The sequence below is a fragment of the Niallia circulans NBRC 13626 genome (genome assembly GCF_001591585.1).
In the GTDB taxonomy this organism is placed as follows: Bacteria; Bacillota; Bacilli; order Bacillales; family Cytobacillaceae; genus Niallia; species Niallia circulans.
Genome location: NZ_BCVE01000038.1, coordinates 1 through 20,350 on the forward strand (window position 1 = coordinate 1; position 20,350 = coordinate 20,350).

Annotated in this window: 21 protein-coding genes, 1 tRNA gene, 1 other RNA gene, 1 riboswitch and 1 other annotated feature; of the genes, 5 read left to right on the forward strand and 18 right to left on the reverse strand. The window is 36.0% G+C overall.

Annotated elements, in window-relative coordinates; all coding sequences use genetic code 11:
• Nucleotides 1–301 precede the first annotated feature (301 nt).
• The 7 genes from BCI01S_RS23780 to tadA form a co-directional block, all read right to left on the reverse strand.
• Nucleotides 302–565 carry a pro-sigmaK processing inhibitor BofA family protein gene (locus BCI01S_RS23780; protein ID WP_047944838.1) on the reverse strand — a complete coding sequence of 88 codons (264 nt, stop codon included), beginning with the start codon at nucleotides 563–565 and terminating at the stop codon, nucleotides 302–304.
• Between the two features lie 248 nt (nucleotides 566–813).
• On the reverse strand, nucleotides 814–1,032 hold the full coding sequence (locus BCI01S_RS23785) for a YaaL family protein (RefSeq protein ID WP_047944839.1): 219 nt from the start codon (nucleotides 1,030–1,032) through the stop codon (nucleotides 814–816).
• Between the two features lie 18 nt (nucleotides 1,033–1,050).
• Nucleotides 1,051–1,647 (reverse strand): recombination mediator RecR, encoded by a 597-nt coding sequence (recR, locus tag BCI01S_RS23790; RefSeq protein ID WP_016205308.1) that lies wholly within the window; start codon nucleotides 1,645–1,647, stop codon nucleotides 1,051–1,053.
• Nucleotides 1,648–1,658: 11 nt separating this feature from the next.
• The gene (locus BCI01S_RS23795) at nucleotides 1,659–1,979 is read right to left on the reverse strand and encodes a YbaB/EbfC family nucleoid-associated protein (protein ID WP_047944843.1); all 321 of its coding nucleotides are present in this window, start codon (nucleotides 1,977–1,979) and stop codon (nucleotides 1,659–1,661) included.
• Nucleotides 1,980–2,057: 78 nt separating this feature from the next.
• Complete coding sequence (gene dnaX, locus BCI01S_RS23800) at nucleotides 2,058–3,764, reverse strand: DNA polymerase III subunit gamma/tau (protein WP_047944844.1); 1,707 nt, start codon at nucleotides 3,762–3,764, stop codon at nucleotides 2,058–2,060.
• A 208-nt stretch (nucleotides 3,765–3,972) separates the two neighbouring features.
• Nucleotides 3,973–4,237, reverse strand: an RNA gene (ffs, locus tag BCI01S_RS23805) — signal recognition particle sRNA large type.
• An 85-nt stretch (nucleotides 4,238–4,322) separates the two neighbouring features.
• Entirely contained in the window at nucleotides 4,323–4,835 is a 513-nt protein-coding gene (tadA, locus tag BCI01S_RS23810) for a tRNA adenosine(34) deaminase TadA (protein ID WP_047944845.1), read from the reverse strand.
• Nucleotides 4,836–5,006: 171 nt separating this feature from the next.
• Between tadA and BCI01S_RS23815 the strand changes: the two genes are divergently transcribed.
• Together BCI01S_RS23815 and BCI01S_RS23820 are read left to right on the forward strand one after the other, a co-directional pair.
• Nucleotides 5,007–5,570 carry a cysteine hydrolase family protein gene (locus BCI01S_RS23815; RefSeq protein ID WP_061801289.1) on the forward strand — a complete coding sequence of 188 codons (564 nt, stop codon included), beginning with the start codon at nucleotides 5,007–5,009 and terminating at the stop codon, nucleotides 5,568–5,570.
• A gap of 34 nt (nucleotides 5,571–5,604) precedes the next feature.
• Nucleotides 5,605–6,891, forward strand: coding sequence for a glycosyl hydrolase family 18 protein (locus BCI01S_RS23820; protein WP_061801290.1), 1,287 nt, complete (start codon nucleotides 5,605–5,607; stop codon nucleotides 6,889–6,891).
• Between the two features lie 127 nt (nucleotides 6,892–7,018).
• On the opposite strand, the gene BCI01S_RS23825 is transcribed toward BCI01S_RS23820, so the two are convergent.
• Genes BCI01S_RS23825 through BCI01S_RS23845 form a run of 5 tightly spaced genes read right to left on the reverse strand, consistent with a single transcriptional unit; the run spans nucleotide 7,019 to nucleotide 10,713 of the window.
• Nucleotides 7,019–8,026 carry a ThiF family adenylyltransferase gene (locus BCI01S_RS23825; RefSeq protein ID WP_047944851.1) on the reverse strand — a complete coding sequence of 336 codons (1,008 nt, stop codon included), beginning with the start codon at nucleotides 8,024–8,026 and terminating at the stop codon, nucleotides 7,019–7,021.
• Nucleotides 8,023–8,790 (reverse strand): thiazole synthase, encoded by a 768-nt coding sequence (locus BCI01S_RS23830; protein WP_061801291.1) that lies wholly within the window; start codon nucleotides 8,788–8,790, stop codon nucleotides 8,023–8,025. The genes BCI01S_RS23825 and BCI01S_RS23830 overlap by 4 nt, the downstream gene beginning before the upstream one ends.
• Nucleotides 8,791–8,792: 2 nt before the next feature.
• Entirely contained in the window at nucleotides 8,793–8,996 is a 204-nt protein-coding gene (gene thiS / locus BCI01S_RS23835) for a sulfur carrier protein ThiS (RefSeq protein ID WP_047944857.1), read from the reverse strand.
• 15 nt (nucleotides 8,997–9,011) lie between these two features.
• Nucleotides 9,012–10,118 (reverse strand): glycine oxidase ThiO, encoded by a 1,107-nt coding sequence (gene thiO, locus BCI01S_RS23840; protein WP_061801292.1) that lies wholly within the window; start codon nucleotides 10,116–10,118, stop codon nucleotides 9,012–9,014.
• A complete protein-coding gene (locus BCI01S_RS23845) occupies nucleotides 10,099–10,713 on the reverse strand; it encodes a thiamine phosphate synthase (RefSeq protein ID WP_061801293.1) in 615 nt (204 codons plus the stop codon). Before BCI01S_RS23845 ends, thiO begins: the two co-directional genes overlap by 20 nt.
• Before the next feature lie 132 nt (nucleotides 10,714–10,845).
• Nucleotides 10,846–10,955, reverse strand: a riboswitch (TPP riboswitch).
• A 297-nt stretch (nucleotides 10,956–11,252) separates the two neighbouring features.
• On the opposite strand from BCI01S_RS23845, the gene BCI01S_RS23850 reads away from it, so the two are divergent.
• On the forward strand, nucleotides 11,253–11,912 hold the full coding sequence (locus BCI01S_RS23850; RefSeq protein WP_061801294.1) for a deoxynucleoside kinase: 660 nt from the start codon (nucleotides 11,253–11,255) through the stop codon (nucleotides 11,910–11,912).
• Complete coding sequence (locus BCI01S_RS23855; protein WP_061801295.1) at nucleotides 11,890–12,561, forward strand: deoxynucleoside kinase; 672 nt, start codon at nucleotides 11,890–11,892, stop codon at nucleotides 12,559–12,561. The genes BCI01S_RS23850 and BCI01S_RS23855 overlap by 23 nt, the downstream gene beginning before the upstream one ends.
• Nucleotides 12,562–12,777: 216 nt before the next feature.
• On the opposite strand, the gene BCI01S_RS23860 is transcribed toward BCI01S_RS23855, so the two are convergent.
• The 6 genes from BCI01S_RS23860 to guaB form a co-directional block, all read right to left on the reverse strand.
• A tRNA-Ser gene (locus BCI01S_RS23860) sits at nucleotides 12,778–12,870 on the reverse strand.
• 153 nt (nucleotides 12,871–13,023) lie between these two features.
• Nucleotides 13,024–14,304: a serine--tRNA ligase gene (serS, locus tag BCI01S_RS23865; protein ID WP_061801296.1), complete on the reverse strand. Its 1,281-nt coding sequence runs from the start codon at nucleotides 14,302–14,304 to the stop codon at nucleotides 13,024–13,026.
• A gap of 94 nt (nucleotides 14,305–14,398) precedes the next feature.
• Nucleotides 14,399–14,624 (reverse strand) — a binding site (T-box leader).
• Between the two features lie 51 nt (nucleotides 14,625–14,675).
• Nucleotides 14,676–15,281, reverse strand: a complete 606-nt coding sequence (gene pdxT, locus BCI01S_RS23870; RefSeq protein ID WP_047944865.1) for a pyridoxal 5'-phosphate synthase glutaminase subunit PdxT — start codon at nucleotides 15,279–15,281, stop codon at nucleotides 14,676–14,678.
• Between the two features lies 1 nt (nucleotide 15,282).
• On the reverse strand, nucleotides 15,283–16,164 hold the full coding sequence (pdxS, locus tag BCI01S_RS23875; protein ID WP_061801297.1) for a pyridoxal 5'-phosphate synthase lyase subunit PdxS: 882 nt from the start codon (nucleotides 16,162–16,164) through the stop codon (nucleotides 15,283–15,285).
• Between the two features lie 74 nt (nucleotides 16,165–16,238).
• On the reverse strand, nucleotides 16,239–17,570 hold the full coding sequence (locus tag BCI01S_RS23880; protein ID WP_061801298.1) for a D-alanyl-D-alanine carboxypeptidase family protein: 1,332 nt from the start codon (nucleotides 17,568–17,570) through the stop codon (nucleotides 16,239–16,241).
• A gap of 174 nt (nucleotides 17,571–17,744) precedes the next feature.
• Complete coding sequence (gene guaB, locus BCI01S_RS23885) at nucleotides 17,745–19,211, reverse strand: IMP dehydrogenase (RefSeq protein WP_047944872.1); 1,467 nt, start codon at nucleotides 19,209–19,211, stop codon at nucleotides 17,745–17,747.
• A 113-nt stretch (nucleotides 19,212–19,324) separates the two neighbouring features.
• Here guaB and BCI01S_RS23890 point away from each other — a divergent pair, with 113 nt between their 5' ends.
• The gene (locus BCI01S_RS23890) at nucleotides 19,325–20,287 is read left to right on the forward strand and encodes a YaaC family protein (RefSeq protein ID WP_047944874.1); all 963 of its coding nucleotides are present in this window, start codon (nucleotides 19,325–19,327) and stop codon (nucleotides 20,285–20,287) included.
• The last annotated feature ends 63 nt before the right edge of the window (nucleotides 20,288–20,350 follow it).

Consider the following 20,350-nt stretch of genomic DNA (forward strand, 5'->3'; position numbering starts at 1 on the left):
GTTTGTTGCTATCAGAAGCAACTTTTATATAATATCACAAAAACATATTATATGTCAAATACTTTTTTAAAAGCATTTCCAGTGATTAAGCTAACCAATCTGGCGACTTTTTATATATTATCACCCTTTATATATGAAGTCAATACTTTTTAATAGTATTTTATCTTTATTCCCAAACCCTGTTTTTAATTAATAAAATCAGCTCACAAATAAAAAGAGATTAACTATAAATCCTCACAAAGCTTTCTCTCCTTTGTTCTGAATCTAGATAATCTCAATTGAGTATAATTATACGCTTCATTTAAATAATATATAATTGAATTGCTACTAATGCTGCTACTCCCGGAATCCCTAATATTCCTGATACGGTGGAGGTTGCAAAATTAATTGGCACATGTATACCATATTGATTACCGACCGTATTTAAGAAAAATAAAAATAACGCACCTATCATAATTTTTATAATACCTTGTCCAATCATTCTAAGTGGTTTTATTGGTGTACCAACTACTAACAACAAAATAACCAAACCAATGACAATAGATATAATAACAACCGGGCTCACTGTCCATCCTCCCTTATTATGCTTGTATTTATAAATATGTATCATTTCGATAAATAAGACCTAGGATGGACAACTTTTCATTTTAATTAGCACTTTTCAGCCATGCGCTTATTTACTTTAACAAAGTTGAAAAGATGATGCGAAAACAAAAAAACCGAGTACACGATTCTGATATGCTCCTCATTAAGTAGACAGATAAAATCTGTTATCTAATGGAGGAGCAGTTCATTCTTCACTCGGTCTGCTTATTATTTCAATAAATTTATTTTTCTTTGTTTTGCTTCTTTAAATAAAAAGAAATATTTTGCCTCTGATAATTTAGCCTCACTAATTACTTCATCGGAAGGATCAAAACTCTTATCTAACAAACTTTTATCATTTAACCATTCTTTTTTCAAATGGCTAAATTGAACTAATAGCTTCTCATCAAATTCCTTCCTTAACTTTCCCTTTCTTCGAAAGAACATCGCTAGCCCTCCTGTACCCTACACTTCTCTTCGACCTTCTAATGCTTTAGATAGTGTAACCTCATCTGCATATTCTAAATCTCCACCTACCGGTAAACCATGAGCAATTCTAGTGATTTTAATACCTGATGGTTTGAGCAGACGAGAAATATACATAGCCGTCGCTTCTCCTTCTATATTCGGATTTGTTGCCATAATAACTTCTTGGGCCTCATCATCCTGTAATCTCTTTATCAACGAAGGTACATTAATATCTTCTGGTCCAATCCCATCCATCGGAGAAATAGCCCCGTGGAGAACATGATAAAGCCCGTTATATTCTTTCATTTTTTCCATTGCAATGACATCCTTTGGATCTTGTACTACACATATAATACTTCGATCTCTTCTACTGTCTTCACAGATGTAGCATGGATCTTGATCTGTAATATGTCCACAAACAGAACAATAAGTTAAGTTCCTTTTCGCATTAACTAGTGCTTTCGCAAAATCCAGCACGGTATCTTCCTTCATATTTAATACAAAAAAAGCCAGTCTAGAGGCCGTTTTAGGCCCAATGCCTGGCAATTTCATAAAGCTGTCAATTAGCTTTGATATAGGTTCAGGATAATGCATAATCTCCCCCCTTAAAACATTCCAGGAAGGTTTAATCCTTTTGTAAACTGACCCATTGTAGAATTTGTTAATTCATCCGCTTTTTTCAAAGCATCATTTGTTGCTGCTAAAACTAAATCTTGCAACATTTCTACATCTTCTGGATCCACAACCTCTTCCTTAATAATCACATCAATAATTTCTTTATGACCAGATACAACAACAGTTACCATTCCGCCGCCTGCTGTTCCTTCAATCTTTTCTTCACCAAGCTGTTCTTGCGCCTCTGCCATTTTCTTTTGCATCTTTTGCATTTGTTTCATCATATTTTGCATATTTCCCATTCCACGCATATATACTACCTCCAATTTATAGTTTCCATTGGTTTTTACATAATAGATTACTTACATATATAACCAATAGGTTCAAAATTAATCCTTCACTTCTAATAATTCTTCACCAAATAATTTTATTGCTTCTGATACAACGGAGTTATCTTGTCGCTCTTCACCGTCTCCTTCTTCAGAAGAATCTAAGTGCTGGGAGCTATTGAGAAATTCTTCTCTAATGTTGAGCCATTGATCTTCAGGGACTCCTAATAAATTATACCTTTTTCCAAGGAGTTGATACAAAGAATTAGTGATTGTCTCTATAAATTTAACATTATCTAATGCCATTTGACAGTGGATTTCATATTTAAATTTAATAATGATGGAATCCGTTGATGCAGCAACTGGTTCTGCTTCATTCAGCAATGCAGCTTGCGATCTCATTTGGTTTTGCACAAGAGTATTCAGCATAGCTCCCCAATTACTCTTTATACTTTGCAATTCTTGCTTTGTTGCATTTTTTAGTGTTTCTGTTATTTTCCCTAAAGGTGCTTGAAATCCTTTTCTATTTGTTCTTGTTTTTTTCTGTGTAGGCTGTGCTTCAGTGACTACTGTAACACCCTTTTGCTTAATATTCGCCAACTCTTCTTCTAAAGAAGTTATCTTACTCAGCAAAGATTGGATTTCTGGGATGTTTACATTGGATTGTCCAGATATGTTTGGTGCTTCCAACTGACATAATTTCACAATGGCTACTTCTAAAAATATTCTCGGATGGTTTGTCCAGCGCATATCTTGCTGTGTTTTATTCAGCAAATTTATGAGCTCATAAATTTGTTCATGTGAATGTGTTTCTGCAAGATCTTTAAAATCATCATCCAATAAAACTCTTTCTAAGGATTCCTCTAAATTAGGGGCCGTTTTATAAAGCAGCATATCGCGATAGAAAAAGATGAAATCTTCGATAAATCGATTAGAGTCCTTCCCGGCAAGCAGTAATTCATCTAAGGATTGGAGCCCTCTTACCGTATCTCCATCTAAAATAGCTCTCGACAATGTATTTAAAAAGTTTTGTGAAACAGCACCCGTGACTGTCAAAGCATCTTCAACCGTAACTACTTCATTACTATAAGAAATCGCTTGATCTAGTAAACTTAAAGCATCACGCATTCCACCATCTGCTGCTCTTGCAATCATTTGTAATGCTTTTTCCTCACAAGAGATCGCTGATTCATCCATAATCAATCTCATTCGATTGACAATCGCTTGCGATGTAATTCGTCTAAAATCAAACCGCTGACATCTTGAAATAATGGTTAAAGGAATTTTGTGAGGCTCAGTAGTGGCTAAAATAAAGATTACATGTTTAGGGGGTTCCTCCAATGTTTTTAAAAGCGCATTAAACGCTCCAATTGACAGCATATGAACTTCATCAATAATATATACTTTGTAAGGTACAGAGCTAGGAGCAAATTTCACCTTATCTCTTATATCCCTTATTTCTTCTACTCCATTATTGGAAGCAGCATCTATTTCAATTACATCAGGGATAGTACCATCTGTAATTCCTCTACATGCATCACATTCATTACAAGGTTCACTAATGGGTGCTCTCTCACAGTTAACAGCTTTCGCTAATATTTTTGCCGCACTTGTTTTCCCTGTCCCTCTCGGCCCAGAAAACAAGTAAGCATGAGAGATTTTTTGCTGAAGAAGGGCATTTTGTAATGTCTTTGTTACGTGTTCCTGCCCTACTACATCTATAAACTGTTGAGGACGCCAAACCCGATATAAAGCTTGATAGTTCATAGTACCCTCCATTTTTTATTTTCCTTTTTATTATAGCTTATCCGTTTATATTTTTACATCCATAATAGCATACATAAAGACATGAAAATAGTTATTCTCTTTTTCTAAGAGAACAACTATTTTCAAACAAAAGGAATGCAGCCACTCCCTTTAACTTACAAAAAAACTCATCCACATAGGATGAGTTTTGTATGTATAAATATAACTGCCGTGCACCTTTCATCGACTGGCACCCATAAGCGTTACTTAAGTAGTTAGCTCAGTCCAGGTAACCCTGCGGCACATGGGGGTGTCCACTTAATGCTGCTTCCTTCCGGACCTGACATGGTTCATGGATTCCCATTGCGCAGGACCCGGACGTCAACACCACTTACTTAAGGCAGACCCTACAGGATACCAGCCTCAGAAAGGAATTCAGCCTCGCTAGAGCGGATTGCGAGTACAGGGCACCGCTACCTCCCCGCTTAGCACGACAAAATTGATACCGAAGTATTAGGTGTCCTAAGACACACTCTTAGTATACTGATAATGGACGGAAAAATCAACATAAAGCATTTGTTAATTATTGTAAGCATCCGAATTGCTTGTCTTCCGTTCTTTTTTCTTCTTTCTTCGGTTTCTAATCTCCCGAAAAAAAGATGTTAATAACTGTCCACACTCTTCTGCTAATACACCTGTAATTACTTCACTCTGATGGTTAAATCGGTTATCTTGAAGCAAATTCATAAAAGTACCCGCGCATCCTCCCTTTGGATCAGCTGCACCATAAACCACCCTTGGAATTCGTGACAGCAGGATAGCCCCAGAACACATAGCACATGGCTCTAACGTAACATAAAGCGTAACTTCCTCTAGTCTCCATGTTCCCAATGCTGTGCATGCCTTCTCAATAGCAAGCAATTCAGCATGAGCAATGGCAGATTGGTCTGTTTCTCTTAAATTATGTGCTCTAGCAATTACTTCTCCTTTATAAGCAACAACTGCACCAATCGGCACTTCTCCTATTTCTGCAGCCTTCCTTGCTTCCTCTATAGCTATTTTCATAAATAATTGATCTTGATTTACTTCCATAATTACAGCCCACCTATATAAAAACACAAAATTTGTAATGAAAATTCTTCTTTTACTTAAACTAAGAAAATCAATCCTCTTTTCCAACTAACCTATGCTGGAATTTAGTTTATCTTCCATCGCACTAGCTAATTTTTTATTCTACCATCTTACATAGAAAAGGAGAACCATATGAAATCATCTGACACAGCTCTCTTGATTATTGATATGATAAATGACTTTCACTTTGAGCATGGAAATATTTTAGCAGAAAAAGCATTAATAATTGCAGAACATATTCAATTGCTAAAAAAACAATGCAAAAAAGAAAAAATACCGATTATTTATATCAACGACCATTATAATCTATGGCAAGCTGAATTGAATAAAGTAATTGATTATTGTAGTAATGAAAAAAGTGAACCTATTATTGATAAAATCAGACCTGATGATACCGACTATTTTTTAATCAAACCGAGACATTCTGCTTTTTATGGCACGGCTTTATATACACTACTTCACCAATTGCAGGTCAAAAACCTTATTCTTACTGGAATTGCCGGAAATATTTGCGTTTTATTTACTGCTAATGATGCCTATATGCGAGAGTACCCGCTTCTTATTCCAGATAATTGCATTACTTCTGTTGATAATGAGGATAATCAATATGCTATTCGCATGATGAAGAATGTCATGAATGCGAAAATATTTACATTCAATGAAAATACAATCATTTCTGCTCTTTCTTCCTCATAAACTATAATAATGTATCCTGTCAGGAGGGAAGAATATGCAAATTCACGTTGTTCGTAATAATCAAACATTAACAGGCATTGCAGCTGCATACGGTACTACGGTTAATTATATAGTAGAAGCGAATGATGTACCAAATCCAGACCGATTAGTAATAGGGCAAGCACTCGTTATCCCTATTATCGGCAGCTTTTATTGGGTTCAATCAGGAGATACACTTTGGTCTATTGCTCAACGGTTTCGGCTGAATTATGAACAATTAGCTTCTATCAATTCTATTGCTGTTAACCAACCTTTACAAGTTGGTTTACGTTTATACATCCCCGAGAGGCCGAAAAGACCGGTCGAGTCTAATGCATATGTAGAACCACGTGGTACATATGTCGCACCTAATCTTGAGGCAAGTGCACGAGAAGCAGCTCCTTATTTAACCTATCTTGCACCATTCAGTTTTCAAGCGTTACGAGATGGCAGTTTAAAAGAACCGCTTCTTAATAATTTCCCTGAAATTGCCCAGAGAAATAATAATGTACTTATGATGGTAATTACGAATCAAGAAAATGATCAATTCAGTGATGAACTCGGACGAATCCTATTAAATGAGGAATCCATTCAAAATAACTTTCTCCATAATATTGTTACTACCGCTAAGAAATATGGATTTCAAGATATCCATTTTGATTTTGAATATTTACGCCCGGAAGATCGGGAAGCCTATAATCGTTTTCTCCGTAGAGCGAAAAATCGTTTTTCCCAAGAGGGTTGGTTAATATCTACTGCTTTGGCTCCAAAAACTAGCGCTGCTCAAAAAGGAAAATGGTATGAAGCACATGATTACAGAGCACACGGAGAAATTGTCGATTTTGTCGTTATCATGACTTATGAATGGGGGTATAGCGGGGGACCCGCGATGGCTGTTTCTCCTATTGGACCCGTTAGAGATGTTTTAGAATATGCCATCACGGAGATGCCTCCCTCTAAAATTACGATGGGGCAAAATTTGTATGGTTATGATTGGACCCTTCCCTTTGTCGAAGGAACAGTAGCAAAAGCACTTAGCCCTCAAGCCGCCATTCAACTTGCAGCAGATTATAATGCGGAGATACTATATGATCAAAAAGCACAGGCTCCCTATTTTAAATACACAGACAGTGAAGGCAGACTGCATGAAGTATGGTTTGAGGATGCTCGTTCTATTCAAGCAAAATTTAATTTAATCAAAGAGTTGAATTTAAGAGGAATTAGTTATTGGAAATTAGGTTTAGCCTTTCCCCAAAACTGGCTTTTACTGGCCGATAATTTTCACATAACCAAAAGAACATAGTCAACTTGTTTTCACTTAAAAGAACATGCATGATTCGGCTAAACTCCTGTACACCAAGCAAGACCAATTGGAGTATATTGATTAAAAAAGGAAAGATCTATTTGATAAGATCTTTTCTTTTTTAACTCTATCCAATCAATCGCGAATAAATGGATTTTGCTACACTTATTTCTGATGTTCCATGGATGATCGCACGTCCATCTTTAAAAAGAATTACCCGATAATCATTGTATTGAAAAGACACTAAGTAAGGATTGGTAATTAAGTTTTGGACAAGCGCCTTCCATTGCTTTGAAAGCACATAGAGATCCAACCCCTTTGGCATAGCTGGGCGAATATGAACAGCATCTCTCCCACATAACACCGCTGCCTTTGTTTGATTTTGAAAAGACAAATACGGAAAATCTGCTCTTGTTCCGCATGTAGGACACTCTAATTTTTTTAGCTTTTCAACATTCATTTCCGCATATTCCATTTTCCAAATATCAAAAGAGCGCAATACTGGGAACAGCTTTTCACCGGAAAGAATCTGTATGGCTTGCGATACTTGCATAGCAGCAACCCATTGAACAATAGGACTGATAACCCCTGCGGTATCACAGGTTATTTCCTGGGAAGGGAGCTGTTCAATTAAACAATGAAGACATGGCGCATCCTCCCCAACAACTGGATAGGAAAGCCCATAGCTCCCTACACATGCCCCAAAAAGAAATGGTATTTTCAGCTTAATTGCAGCATCATTTATGACTAATCTTGTTTCAAAATTATCGGTACCATCTATTAGAATAGAAGCACCATCTATAAATTTTTCGATTGTATGACAGTTTATATCCTCCACCACTGCCTCTATAACCGTATGACTGCTAATATCCTTTAATCTCCTCTTTGCTGCAACTGCTTTAGGGAGTTTATCGGCTGCATCCTCTTCCGTATAGAGCTGTTGTCTTTGCAAATTGCTTTCTTCTACGTAATCACGATCGATAATAGTCAGCCTTCCTATTCCTGCTCTTACCAGCATTTCGGAACTAGCTGATCCTAAGGCTCCTGCCCCTAAAATAACGGCATGACTAGCTTCAATATTTCTTTGTCCTTCTTTACCAATAAATAATTCCTGCTTTAAAAAACGACTAGTCAAGATGGAATCATCCCCGTAATCGGACTACTTGCAACACCATAATTCTTCTCTGTGATTCTCCCTGCTTCATATCCCAATCTCCCAGCTTCTATAGCTAATTTCATCGCCTGAGCCATTGTAACTGGATCATATGCATTCGAAACCGCTGTATTTAAAAGTACCCCATCTGCGCCAAGCTCCATTGCATATGCTGCGTCCTTTGGCGAGCCAATTCCCGCATCCACTATAACAGGTACATTACTTTGCTCTATAATAAATTGTAAATTTAGCGGATTGATAATTCCCTTTCCAGACCCAATTGGGGAAGCACCCGGCATAATAGCATGTACACCTAACTGTGCTAACCGTTTAGCCAGCACAACATCATCAGAGGTATAAGGTAACACAATGAATCCCTCTTCTAATAATTGTTCAGATGCTCTCAAAGTTTCTATTGGATCTGGCAGCAGCGACTTATCACAACCGATTACTTCTACTTTAATCATGTCACATAGTCCAGATGACTTCGCAAGTTTAGCAATTCTTACCGCTTCTTCTGCAGTCTTCGCTCCCGCCGTATTCGGAAGGAGAGTATAACGCTTTAAATCTAGCTGTTCCAAGAAGTTAGGCTGTGATTTTTCAAATATATTCATCCTTCGTACCGCAAAGGTTAGAATCTCACTTTCTGATACTTCTACCGCTTTTTTTTGAATTTCAAATGATGGGTATTTTCCTGTTCCAAGTAATAAACGAGACTGAAAAGTACGATTTGCTATTTTTAACATTTTTATCCTCCTCCAACAAAGTGAATTAATTCTACTCTATCGCTTTCTTTTAATACATGTGTTTGGTACTGTTCTTTTCGCAAAATATCTCGATTTATTTCTACTATGACAATACGATTATTTAATTCAAAAAAGTGTAGGAGATCCTCTACTGTAACAACCTCTTTAGGCAGCTGTTGTTCCTTACCATTCAATTGTATATTCAATTACTACCCTCCCCATTAAACTAAAATAGGACGCTCAACTTTAAAGGCATCTAGCCATTCACTTTTTACAGGCATACCCAACATTAAATCTCTAATCATCTTTCCTGTTATAGGAGCTAAAAGAATCCCATTTCTTTGGTGGCCAGTTGCAAAATACAAGCCTTTCATCTCTGGATGCTCTCCTATAAATGGATAACCATCATATGTTTGTGGTCTTAGACCAGCCCACGCTCTCTTCCACTTCATATTTCCAACTTCTGGTATCATCTCCTTTGCTTTTTGTATAACTTCTTCTATCCCATCTACTGAAGGTTCCTCGCTCCATTCATTCCATTTTTTCGTTGCTCCAATAATAAACTCCTTATTGTTTCTTGGTACAATGTAATATTGATTATGAAATACAGAATACTGCAAGGGAAATCCTTCATTTTCTACAGATACACATTCTCCCTTAACCGGGATAACTTGGTGTGATAATCCTAATTTCTGGAAGAAGTAATTGCTCCATACTCCGCTTGCAATGACTACATTTTCTGCAAAAAAATCACCTTGCAACGTTTTTATTACGTAGTCTATCCCCTTCTTTTTGACTCCTAATACGCGGGTATATTCATAAACCTCTGCTCCGAATAGCTGCGCTCCTTTACTTAAACCGTTACATGCTATCAATGGAGTGATATGTACATCCTCTTTCAAAAATGCTGCTCCAATGATGTTGCCAGAAAGCTGGGGAACCATTTTCTTTGCTAGTTCAGCATCCAGCCATTCCACAGATGATAGAGCCAAAATAGTTTCTAGTTCCCTTTTTTCTTCCTCTGAATAAGCAAGCTTTAATAAACCGCCATTTCTTTTCTCAAAATCAATAGCAGTAAGCTCCCTTATCTCTTCATAAAGCTCCTTATATAGAAGCTGACTACTTCTTGCAAATGGATAAAGCTGCTTAAACTCTTTATATTCAGAGTGAGCACCAAGCATCCCAGCTGCTGCACTTGTTGATTTTCCGCCTATTGTATTTGCTTCTAATACAGCTACCTTCCTGTTTTCTTTTGCTAAATAGTAAGCAATAGAACTACCAATAATTCCCCCACCAACAATAACAACATCAAATTTTTTGGTTTCCACACTCTTCACATCTTTCCCTTATTCGTTGTACTGCCCTTAATGGCTGAGACGCTGAAAATATAGCAGACATAATCGCTACTCCATCTACGCCTAAACTTGCTAATTGACCTACTCGTTCTTCATTTATTCCGCCTATAGCATAGAGAGGAATAGTTAGATCTCTCTTTATGCCAGTGATCGATGACAATGCGATAGGTATCTTTCCTTTTTTACTATCAGTTGGATAGCAATGGCCATATATCACATAATCAGCCCGAGCATTTTCTGCTATAATTGCTTCCTGTTGACTATGAACAGATACACCAATAGATAATGTTGGATAAATATTTTTTACTGGTTGAATAGGTAATCCATTGCCTGGTAAATGCACATGTGTTAAAGAGAGCAATGCTGCAACATCTAGGCGGTCATTTATGATTATTTTCCGGACTGGTATCCCTTCCTTAAGCAGCCTCTCACCAAGTAAATAAATTTCTTTTGGGCTTTTTGCTTTCTCTCTAATTTGCACATAGTCCACATATGGGTGGATTTCTAATAAAATGGAGGAGAGTCTTTCAAAAGAATGTTTATTATCTGTTACAGCCATTATCTTCATTTCATCACCCCCAACTATCAATTCAGCGTTTTAATATTAAAATTTTTAAAAAAACAACAAAAAACCACTTTCCCCATAATAGAAAAGTGGTTAATAATTACACCTAATGAAAAAAGACCATTAGGCACACATATTTAAAGGTATCCACTTTCCTACGCAGGTACGAACCTGTTCAGGTTTTAAGGGTTTAAAAGTAACTACTTTATTCTCAGCCCTTATCAAGGGATCCCCTAGTGTGATTCAATTATAAACTTTACCCATATAATACCATAGACTGATAATTTCGCAATAATAAAATTCTCAATTTTTTTACTTTTTAATCATTTATTTAAAAAGTACTCCTAGAATCTAAAAATATTTTTTTCAGGAAAAAACAAGCATATGTCCACATTCCCTTCCATGTGTTAAAATGACTCTTGTACTATTTTTATTACCTACTAAAAGAAGCAATCCTTATAAAAGCTGTTGTCCATTGATAGCCATTAATAGGCAGCCTAAAAAAGTGCGCTTCTTAAAATAAAAGAACTGGAGGGACAAGTGTGAATAGTATCCCTTTTATTACAGTAGAAGGACCTATCGGAGTGGGGAAAACTTCTTTAGCTAAATTGCTCTCAGAGTATTTTCAATACGAACTTCTTAAGGAGATTGTAGAGGAAAATCCCTTTCTCGGAAAATTTTATGAAAACATTGATGAATGGAGTTTTCAAACAGAAATGTTTTTCTTATGTAATCGATTTAAGCAATTAAACGATACAAGAGACCATTACTTAAATAAAAACACACCTGTAGTTGCAGATTATCATATATTAAAAAATCTCATTTTCGCAAAAAGATCCCTGCAGGATAGTGATCTAGACAAGTATGTTCGGATATACGACATATTAACAGAAGACCTGCCGATGCCGAATATTATTATTTATTTACATGCAAGTTTAGATACGCTTATGGCAAGAATCAAAAAAAGAGATAGAGACATCGAAAAAAATATTAGTCCTCTTTATCTAGAACAACTAGCTTCTGATTACGATGTTGTCATGAATGACTTCAAAAAGAATAACCCACAGATCCCAGTATTAGATTTCAATGGTGATACATTGGACTTTGTTCAAAACAAACAAGACTTAATAAAAATTATAAACGCAATAAAAGAAACTTTAAATATAGGAGCCTTTAATCATGAATCTACGAACAAAATATAATATTCCGAGTAATTCTGTTATTACAATTGCTGGAACAGTTGGCGTAGGAAAATCTACATTAACAAATGCACTAGCAGATGCCTTGCAATTTAGGACTTCCTTTGAGAAAGTTGACACAAATCCATATCTTGATAAATTTTATCACGACTTTAGTCGCTGGAGTTTTCATCTGCAAGTATATTTTTTAGCAGAACGATTTAAAGAACAAAAGAGAATCTTTGAATATGGCGGCGGATTTATTCAAGATCGTTCCATTTATGAGGATACTGGTATATTCGCAAGAATGCATTATGAAAAAGGAACCATGTCGGAAGTAGATTACGAAACATATACAAGTCTTTTTGAAGCGATGGTTATGACTCCATACTTCCCACATCCGGACCTTTTAATATACCTAGAAGGCTCTCTCGAAGACATTTTACAGCGTATTGATCGAAGAGGTCGAGAAATGGAAAAGCAAACGCCAATTGATTATTGGAAAGAGATGCATGGAAGATATGAGAAATGGATTGATTCTTTCTCAGCATGTCCAGTACTTCGTCTAAATATTAACGAATATGATGCAATTGCTGGCAGCCAATCTATCGAACCTATAATAGAAAAAATAGGTACTATTCTTCAACATAAAAACTATAGCAAAAAAGCGTAAAAGGACTTTCCATGTTTTCCCTTTTACAGCCAGGCGTTCATCAAAAAGTCTGGCTGTAAAGAAAACAAAGGAAAATCCTTTTTTATTTATTCAATCTATGGATGCTACTAGTAATAATTTTTATAAAAAAGCCTTATAAAACATAAAAAACCTGCTACCGTAGTAGCAGGTCACATATATCTCCAAATATTATGCGCAATGTAAAATATAAAATCATGGAGGAGGAAAGGGGATTCGAACCCCTGCGCGGTTTGACCCGCCTGTCGGTTTTCAAGACCGATCCCTTCAGCCGGACTTGGGTATTCCTCCATCAGACAAGTAATAATATATCATCTATTAATTCATAAGTCAACTATATTTTTTATTTTTATTTTTCTAATCAAAAAGTTAGGAAAAATAGCTGACCTCCAAAGGATATACAATCCTTCTAAAGAGGTCAACCCTTTTTAACTGTTTAACCTATTATTCGGGTGCAATTACTTCTCTATTTCTCATATAAGGTCGTAGTACTTCAGGAATTATCACACTACCGTCTGCTTGCTGATAATTCTCTAAAATCGCAGCAACTGTTCTTCCGATAGCAAGGCCAGATCCATTCAATGTATGCACATGCTCCGGTTTTCCTTTTGGCTCTCTACGGAATCGAATATTAGCTCTTCTTGCTTGGAATGCTTCAAAGTTACTGCAAGAAGAAATTTCACGGTACATATTGTAGCTTGGAATCCATACTTCAACATCATATTTCTTTGCCGCTGTAAACCCTAAATCACCTGTACACATGCTCAATACACGATATGGTAAACCTAGAAGCTGTAATACCTTTTCTGCATTTTTGGTTAAAGACTCTAACTCTTCATAAGAATCCTCTGGCTTAACAAACTTAACTAGCTCTACTTTATTAAATTGATGCTGTCTAATTAATCCTCTAGTATCTCTTCCAGCAGATCCTGCTTCTGAACGGAAGTTTGCACTAAATGCAGCATACTTGATTGGTAGCTGATCCCCATCCAGAATTTCATCTCTATGCAAGTTCGTTACTGGTACTTCAGATGTTGGAATTAAGAAATAATCTTCTTTTTCTATTAAGAAAGCATCTTCCTCAAACTTAGGTAATTGGCCAGTTCCTGTTAAGCTAGCTCGATTTACTAAGAATGGTGGGATAATTTCTTTATAGCCATGTTCCTCTGTATGCAAATCAAGCATGAAATTAAATAACGCTCTTTCTAGTTTTGCCCCTAATCCTTTATAAAATACAAAGCGGCTTCCTGTCACCTTCGCTGCTCGTTCAAAATCAAGTAAATCTAAATCTGTTGCAACATCCCAGTGAGGTTTTGGTTCAAAATCAAATTTTCTAATTTCGCCCCATTTTCTAATTTCAACATTATCCTCTTCCGTATCTCCTACTGGAACACTTTCATGAGGGAGATTTGGAATACCGAGCATAATTGTTTGTAATCTTTCTTCTACATCACGGAGCTCATTATCATATTCTTTAATTTTTTCGCCAACTTCTCTCATTTCCACAATAAGAGCTTCTGCATCTTTTTTCTCTCTCTTTAATACAGCAACTTGCTGAGAAACCTCGTTTCGTTTACTTTTTAACTGCTCTGTTTCAACGATTAATTCCCTTCTTCTGACATCTAATGCTTCAAAATTATCAAGCTCTGATAAATCTTCTCCTCGATGCTGTAACTGACTTTTTACAAAATCAAAATTAGCACGAACAAATTTGATATCTAACATTATTATTCCTCCTATGTTTTATTTCTACATGCAATCTACTGTTACAACGCCCTGTGATCTTAATCTTTTTTGCAAATAAAAAACTCCCATCCCCAAAAGGGACGAGAGTTACCCGCGTTGCCACCCTAGTTAAAAGCATAAAACTGCTTTTCACCTTAAAGATCATAACGGTTTTCAGCCGAAAACAATTACTTGCAGCATGTGCGTTCCTTGTTTTTACTCTAGGATGGATTCGCAGGCTTTATTCACCGATTCACACCAACCATCGGCTCTCTTTAAAGAATAAGTAACCTGTTACTATTTCCTATCATAGTAGATTCCATATATTAGTTGCATTTATCTTACTATAATTATTTCCGAAATTCAACAGCTTATGCAAATAAGTGTTGCTTCGCTTCCATCGCCATCTTAATAAAATAGCCAGTTAAGCGATGATCCTCCGTTAACTCAGGATGGAAAGAACATCCTAAGAACTGACCTTCCCGCGCCGCTACAATATGATTATTGTATTTAGCTAAAACCTCGACATTTTCACCAACACTAACAATATGCGGTGCTCGGATAAATACAGCAGTAAAATCCTCCGCGACTCCTGCAATATCTAGGTTGACCTCAAAGCTCTCTCGTTGTCTCCCAAAGGAATTACGCTCCACTTGTACATCCATTACACCAATATGTGGTTTATCATAGCCTTTAATGGAGTTTGCCAATAAAATTAACCCTGCACATGTCCCAAACATTGGTTTCCCTGACTGAGCAAATGCCTGCAGCGCCTCCATAAATTCATATTTATCAATCAAGCGTCGCATAGTTGTACTTTCTCCACCAGGGATAATAAGACCATCAATGTCATCCAATTGTTCTACTTTCTTTACGACAACTGCCTCTGCATTATTCGCTTCAATTGCATTAACATGTTCTCTAACAGCTCCTTGTAAACCAAGGACCCCTATTTTTATGTTTGCTGTTGCGCTCATCTTACCAACCACGCTCTTGCATACGAGCTTCTGGAGCTAAACTAGAAATTTCAATCCCTTTCATTGCTGTTCCAAGGTTTTTAGAAATTTCCGCAATCAGCTCATAATCTTGATAATGAGTAGTGGCTTCTACTATTGCTCTAGCAAATTTTTCAGGATTATCTGATTTAAAAATACCAGAACCAACAAATACACCATCGGCACCTAATTGCATCATTAAAGCTGCGTCAGCAGGCGTTGCAACACCGCCAGCAGCGAAATTAACAACTGGCAGGCGGCCTAGACTTTTAATTTCTAAAAGAAGCTCATATGGCGCTCCTAATATCTTCGCTTCTGTCATTAATTCATCTTCATTCATATAAACAACTTTACGGACTTGTGCATTTACTTTTCTAATGTGACGGACTGCTTCCACAATATTTCCTGTTCCTGGTTCCCCTTTTGTACGAAGCATAGAAGCACCCTCGCCGATACGTCTTGCTGCTTCTCCAAGGTCACGACAACCACATACAAATGGAACAGTATATTCATTTTTATTTAAATGAAACTCTTCATCTGCCGGAGTTAGAACTTCACTCTCATCAATATAATCCACACCCATAGCTTCAAGCACTCTTGCTTCGACAATATGACCAATACGCGCCTTTGCCATTACAGGGATAGTTACAGCATTCATTACTTCCTCTACTATTGTAGGATCAGCCATTCTAGCAACTCCGCCAGCTGCACGAATATCTGAAGGAACACGTTCAAGAGCCATAACGGCTACTGCTCCTGCTTCCTCTGCAATCTTGGCCTGTTCTGCGTTGATGACATCCATGATTACTCCGCCTTTTTGCATTTCAGCCATACCACGTTTTACTCTATCAGTCCCAGTTTTCATTGTTTGCCCCCTGTAAAGTATCTTTTTCTTTCAATTTCCAAAATTATTGTTCTTAGCTATTAAATGGTTTTTAATTAAAACCAACCTTTTACTGTATCAGAAACGCTCCCCCATACATTGGCGAAGAATGAACCAATTCCGCGCATTGCCAGAACAAACCAATTTGCCTTTTCAACTGTTTCGTTTGCTACTAAATCCACTTGTGCCTTCTCTTTTCCATCATTTGTTAAGAATGGCACATCTTTTCCGTCCTTCGTTTGCACTGTTACATAACCAACCTTATCTCCTTTTTTAATTGGAGCTGTTAGTTCACCATCTTTATTTAATTTCTTCTTATCTAGTACAACCTTGGCAACGTAGTTTTCTTTCTCATTGTTTTTGATTACTAAGTTAACGGCATCTTTTGTTCCAATGCTTACTTTATCTTCTTTTCCTTTTATAACATCAATTGTTTTATTTTTTGCGTCTACGTAACTTGCTGGAAGTACCTCTTCAGTAGAAAAATTATTAAAAGCATAGTCTAAAACTTTTCTAGCTTCTGCAAAACGAGAATCCTTTGTTTCACTTTTCATAATAACGACAATATATCGTTGATCACCTTTTTTTGCAGTAGCGGTAACATTAAATTTAGCATAATCAGTAGAACCTGTTTTTAACCCATCTACACCCTCATATCCATAAATTAGAGAAGGAATTAGCCAATTAAAGTTTTTATATTCTCTTCCATCTCTAAACTTTAAGCTCGGCATACCAGATGTTTCTAGTATTTCTGGAAAATCATTGATTAAACGATATGCTAGCTTAGCAACAGCCTTAGCAGACATTTTATTTTCATCTTTTTCAGATCCAGCTGGGATATTCCCTAATAAATCACTGTTATTCAAACCAGAAGAGTTAACAAATTTGAAATCCTTTAACCCTAATTCCTCGGCTTTTTTATTCATTACACTAATATAATTTTTCTCTGTACCAGCAATTAATTCTGACAATGCAACAGTAGCTGCATTTCCTGAGTGGATTGCCATTGCTTCATACAATTCTTTAACTGTATACTCTTCTCCTTCAGTTAACCCTACATTTGATAACTCTGGAGCTCCAGATAATCTATGAATATAATTATTTATTTTTACCTTTTGATCCCAAGAAATTTTCCCGTTCTTTATCGATTCCAGAACAATATATTCTGTCATCATTTTTGACATGGAGGCAACACCAAGGAGTTCATCTGAATTTTTTTCATATAATATTTCCCCAGTCTTAGCATCTACCAGTATAGCTGCTCCTGTATCTAATCCTAGTTCGTCCTTTTCAGCAGCATTTGCTTGATAGGGTAGAACCGTTGATAGTGTACTTAGGAAAAGTACAGCAATGATGAATGACACCGTCCACTTTTTTACTTGTTTCAATATTAAAACCTCCAAAACTATTTTATCTATTAATCTATCTTTATTTTTAAGTTAATTATTTCCCTTGTACAGTTTAACATAAAAAAAATAAAAAAAATAGACAGTGACATCTTCACTGTCTAAAGTAAATTAAGGAAACTTTCCATAAACTAATATAACTCTAGCCTTCTTTGTTTAAGAAAGAGAATAGTTTGGTGCTTCTTTTGTAATTTGAACATCATGTGGATGACTTTCTCTTAAACCAGCACCTGTCATTTTTACAAATTGTGCATTTTCTCTTAATTCATACAAATCTTTTGTTCCACAATATCCCATACCTGAACGGATACCGCCTACTAATTGGTAAATAGTATCGGAAAGTGGTCCTTTATAAGGAAGTCTGCCCTCAATACCTTCTGGAACAAACTTTTTATTATCTTCTTGGAAATAACGGTCCTTCGATCCCTTTTCCATTGCAGCAACAGAGCCCATTCCTCTATATACTTTAAATCTTCTTCCTTGGAAAATCTCTGTTTCTCCAGGGCTTTCAGAAACACCTGCAAGTAAACTACCTAACATCACCGCATGTCCACCTGCAGCCAAAGCTTTTACAATATCACCAGAGTATTTAATTCCTCCATCTGCAATAATTGATTTACCATGCTTTCTTGCCTCGGTAGCACAGTCATAAACTGCTGTAATTTGAGGTACACCTACACCAGCAACTACACGTGTTGTACAAATGGAACCAGGTCCAATACCTACTTTAACAATGTCTGCTCCGGCTTCAATTAAAGCTTTTGTTCCTTCTGCCGTAGCTACATTACCAGCAATAATAGTTAAATCAGGGTACGCATTTCTAATATCTCTGACACCCTCTAGCACACCTTGTGAGTGGCCATGAGCAGTATCAATGACAACTACATCGACATTAGATTTAACAAGCAGCTCAACTCGTTTTAATGCATCGTTTGTTACCCCAACTGCAGCACCAACTAATAATCTTCCTTGAGAATCTTTTGCTGAATGTGGAAATTCAATTACTTTTTCTATATCTTTAATGGTGATTAATCCCTTTAATACACCCTCTTCATCAATTAAAGGCAATTTTTCAATCTTATATCGTTGTAAGATTTTTTCTGCTTCCTCTAATGTAGTTCCTACAGGAGCCGTTACTAAATTTTCTTTGGTCATAACATCCGAAATTTTAATGGAAAAGTCTTCAATAAAGCGAAGGTCACGGTTAGTAAGAATACCTACTAACTTTTGCTCTTCGTTGTTATTAACAATTGGCACACCAGAGATTCTATATTTACCCATTAGATGCTCTGCATCAAATACTTGGTGTTCAGGGGTTAAAAAGAAAGGATCTGTGATTACACCACTTTCTGAGCGTTTTACTTTGTCTACTTGTTCAGCCTGTTGCTCGATAGACATATTTTTATGAATAATACCTAATCCACCTTGTCTAGCAATAGCAATAGCCATTTCTGCTTCTGTTACAGTATCCATTCCTGCACTAATTAGCGGAATGTTTAAATTTAAATTTTTTGCTAATTGTACTTTTAAGCTTACATCACGAGGCAAAACTTCAGATTTAGCTGGAATTAAAAGAACATCATCAAACGTTAATCCTTCTTTAGCAAATTTACTTTCCCACATTTTAACGCCTCCATATTGTTAAAAATATTATTAGTAGGTTATCAATTGGACAAAATACTGTCAAGGTCAGTTTAATATGTTTAATTTTTCAAAAAATTTAAGGAGGTTTACAAATGTCCAAATTCTACAAAGGCTGGAGCTCTTATAGTTGTTTTTTTTCAGCAGAATACACCCAAAATTTTCTAAAAAAATGTTATCGCAATTTACATATTTCTGATATAGACTCTAAAAGTTATCAGAATTGTTATCCCTTTATGTACTTTTTAGAACACGGCAAATTGTATTATCACCAAGCTATAAATGCTCCAATGAGTATTCAGCCCATTCTCTTATTTTATGGTCTTGTTCATTTAATAAAAGCATGTTTGCTTACGATCGACCCTAATTATCCAAACTCCACCTCTGTTCTTGCCCACGGAGTTTCAACAAGAAAACTAAAAAAACAACAGTATTTATTTTTCCAGGATGAAGTAAAGATTCAAAAAAATGGACTTTTCACTTATATGGCTGAAAAAATGTTTGCCTGCAAAAATTTAGAAGGGGAAAAAGTAAAAATGGGGCATCTTTTAAGTCATATCCCTGAATTATCTAACTTATTTCAAGCATTAGAAGGAAGACCAACCTTTTTTAAAGTACATGATCAAACAGGTAATAAAATTATTATTTCGAATCAAATATTAGATTTATACTATATGAACATAAATCACTTTAAAAATTATTTAGAAAGGAATCATAGTATACAATTAGAGGGAATAGAAGAGAATAAGAACGAGTTGACCATTCGCCTGTTAGAACCGCTCAGCCAAGGTAGTTTTATTAAATGGGATAGTAAAGAAGAATCTTATGCCGTTTCTGCTGATAAAGAAAAAACTTGTTTTTCCAATGAATTATTAAGCCATTATTTAATCCTATATAATTTAAGTATGATTGCACGGTATGAAATTGAATGGTGGAGTGAACTATTAAAGACGATGCCAAATAGAGACTATCCCTTTATTGAGTCTTTTATACAAGTTTCCGCAGAAAAAGGTCCTGAATTAATTTATCAATTTTTAGAGAATCTAGCCATAAGCTAAGACTTACCAATTTCTGTCCAAGACATATTTGCCCACTAAAAGGCAATTTTTATTTAAAAAAAA

Bases quoted from the DNA above. Each gene is read 5' to 3' on its own strand.
- BCI01S_RS23785 (WP_047944839.1), bottom strand. From the start codon at position 1,032: ATGTTCTTTCGAAGAAAGGGAAAGTTAAGGAAGGAATTTGATGAGAAG.
- recR (WP_016205308.1), bottom strand. From the start codon at position 1,647: ATGCATTATCCTGAACCTATATCAAAGCTAATTGACAGCTTTATGAAA.
- BCI01S_RS23795 (WP_047944843.1), bottom strand. From the start codon at position 1,979: ATGCGTGGAATGGGAAATATGCAAAATATGATGAAACAAATGCAAAAG.
- dnaX (WP_047944844.1), bottom strand. From the start codon at position 3,764: ATGAACTATCAAGCTTTATATCGGGTTTGGCGTCCTCAACAGTTTATA.
- tadA (WP_047944845.1), bottom strand. From the start codon at position 4,835: ATGGAAGTAAATCAAGATCAATTATTTATGAAAATAGCTATAGAGGAA.
- BCI01S_RS23815 (WP_061801289.1), top strand. From the start codon at position 5,007: ATGAAATCATCTGACACAGCTCTCTTGATTATTGATATGATAAATGAC.
- BCI01S_RS23820 (WP_061801290.1), top strand. From the start codon at position 5,605: ATGCAAATTCACGTTGTTCGTAATAATCAAACATTAACAGGCATTGCA.
- BCI01S_RS23830 (WP_061801291.1), bottom strand. From the start codon at position 8,790: ATGTTAAAAATAGCAAATCGTACTTTTCAGTCTCGTTTATTACTTGGA.
- BCI01S_RS23845 (WP_061801293.1), bottom strand. From the start codon at position 10,713: ATGAAGATAATGGCTGTAACAGATAATAAACATTCTTTTGAAAGACTC.
- BCI01S_RS23855 (WP_061801295.1), top strand. From the start codon at position 11,890: ATGAATCTACGAACAAAATATAATATTCCGAGTAATTCTGTTATTACA.
- serS (WP_061801296.1), bottom strand. From the start codon at position 14,304: ATGTTAGATATCAAATTTGTTCGTGCTAATTTTGATTTTGTAAAAAGT.
- pdxT (WP_047944865.1), bottom strand. From the start codon at position 15,281: ATGAGCGCAACAGCAAACATAAAAATAGGGGTCCTTGGTTTACAAGGA.
- pdxS (WP_061801297.1), bottom strand. From the start codon at position 16,164: ATGAAAACTGGGACTGATAGAGTAAAACGTGGTATGGCTGAAATGCAA.
- guaB (WP_047944872.1), bottom strand. From the start codon at position 19,211: ATGTGGGAAAGTAAATTTGCTAAAGAAGGATTAACGTTTGATGATGTT.
- BCI01S_RS23890 (WP_047944874.1), top strand. From the start codon at position 19,325: ATGTCCAAATTCTACAAAGGCTGGAGCTCTTATAGTTGTTTTTTTTCA.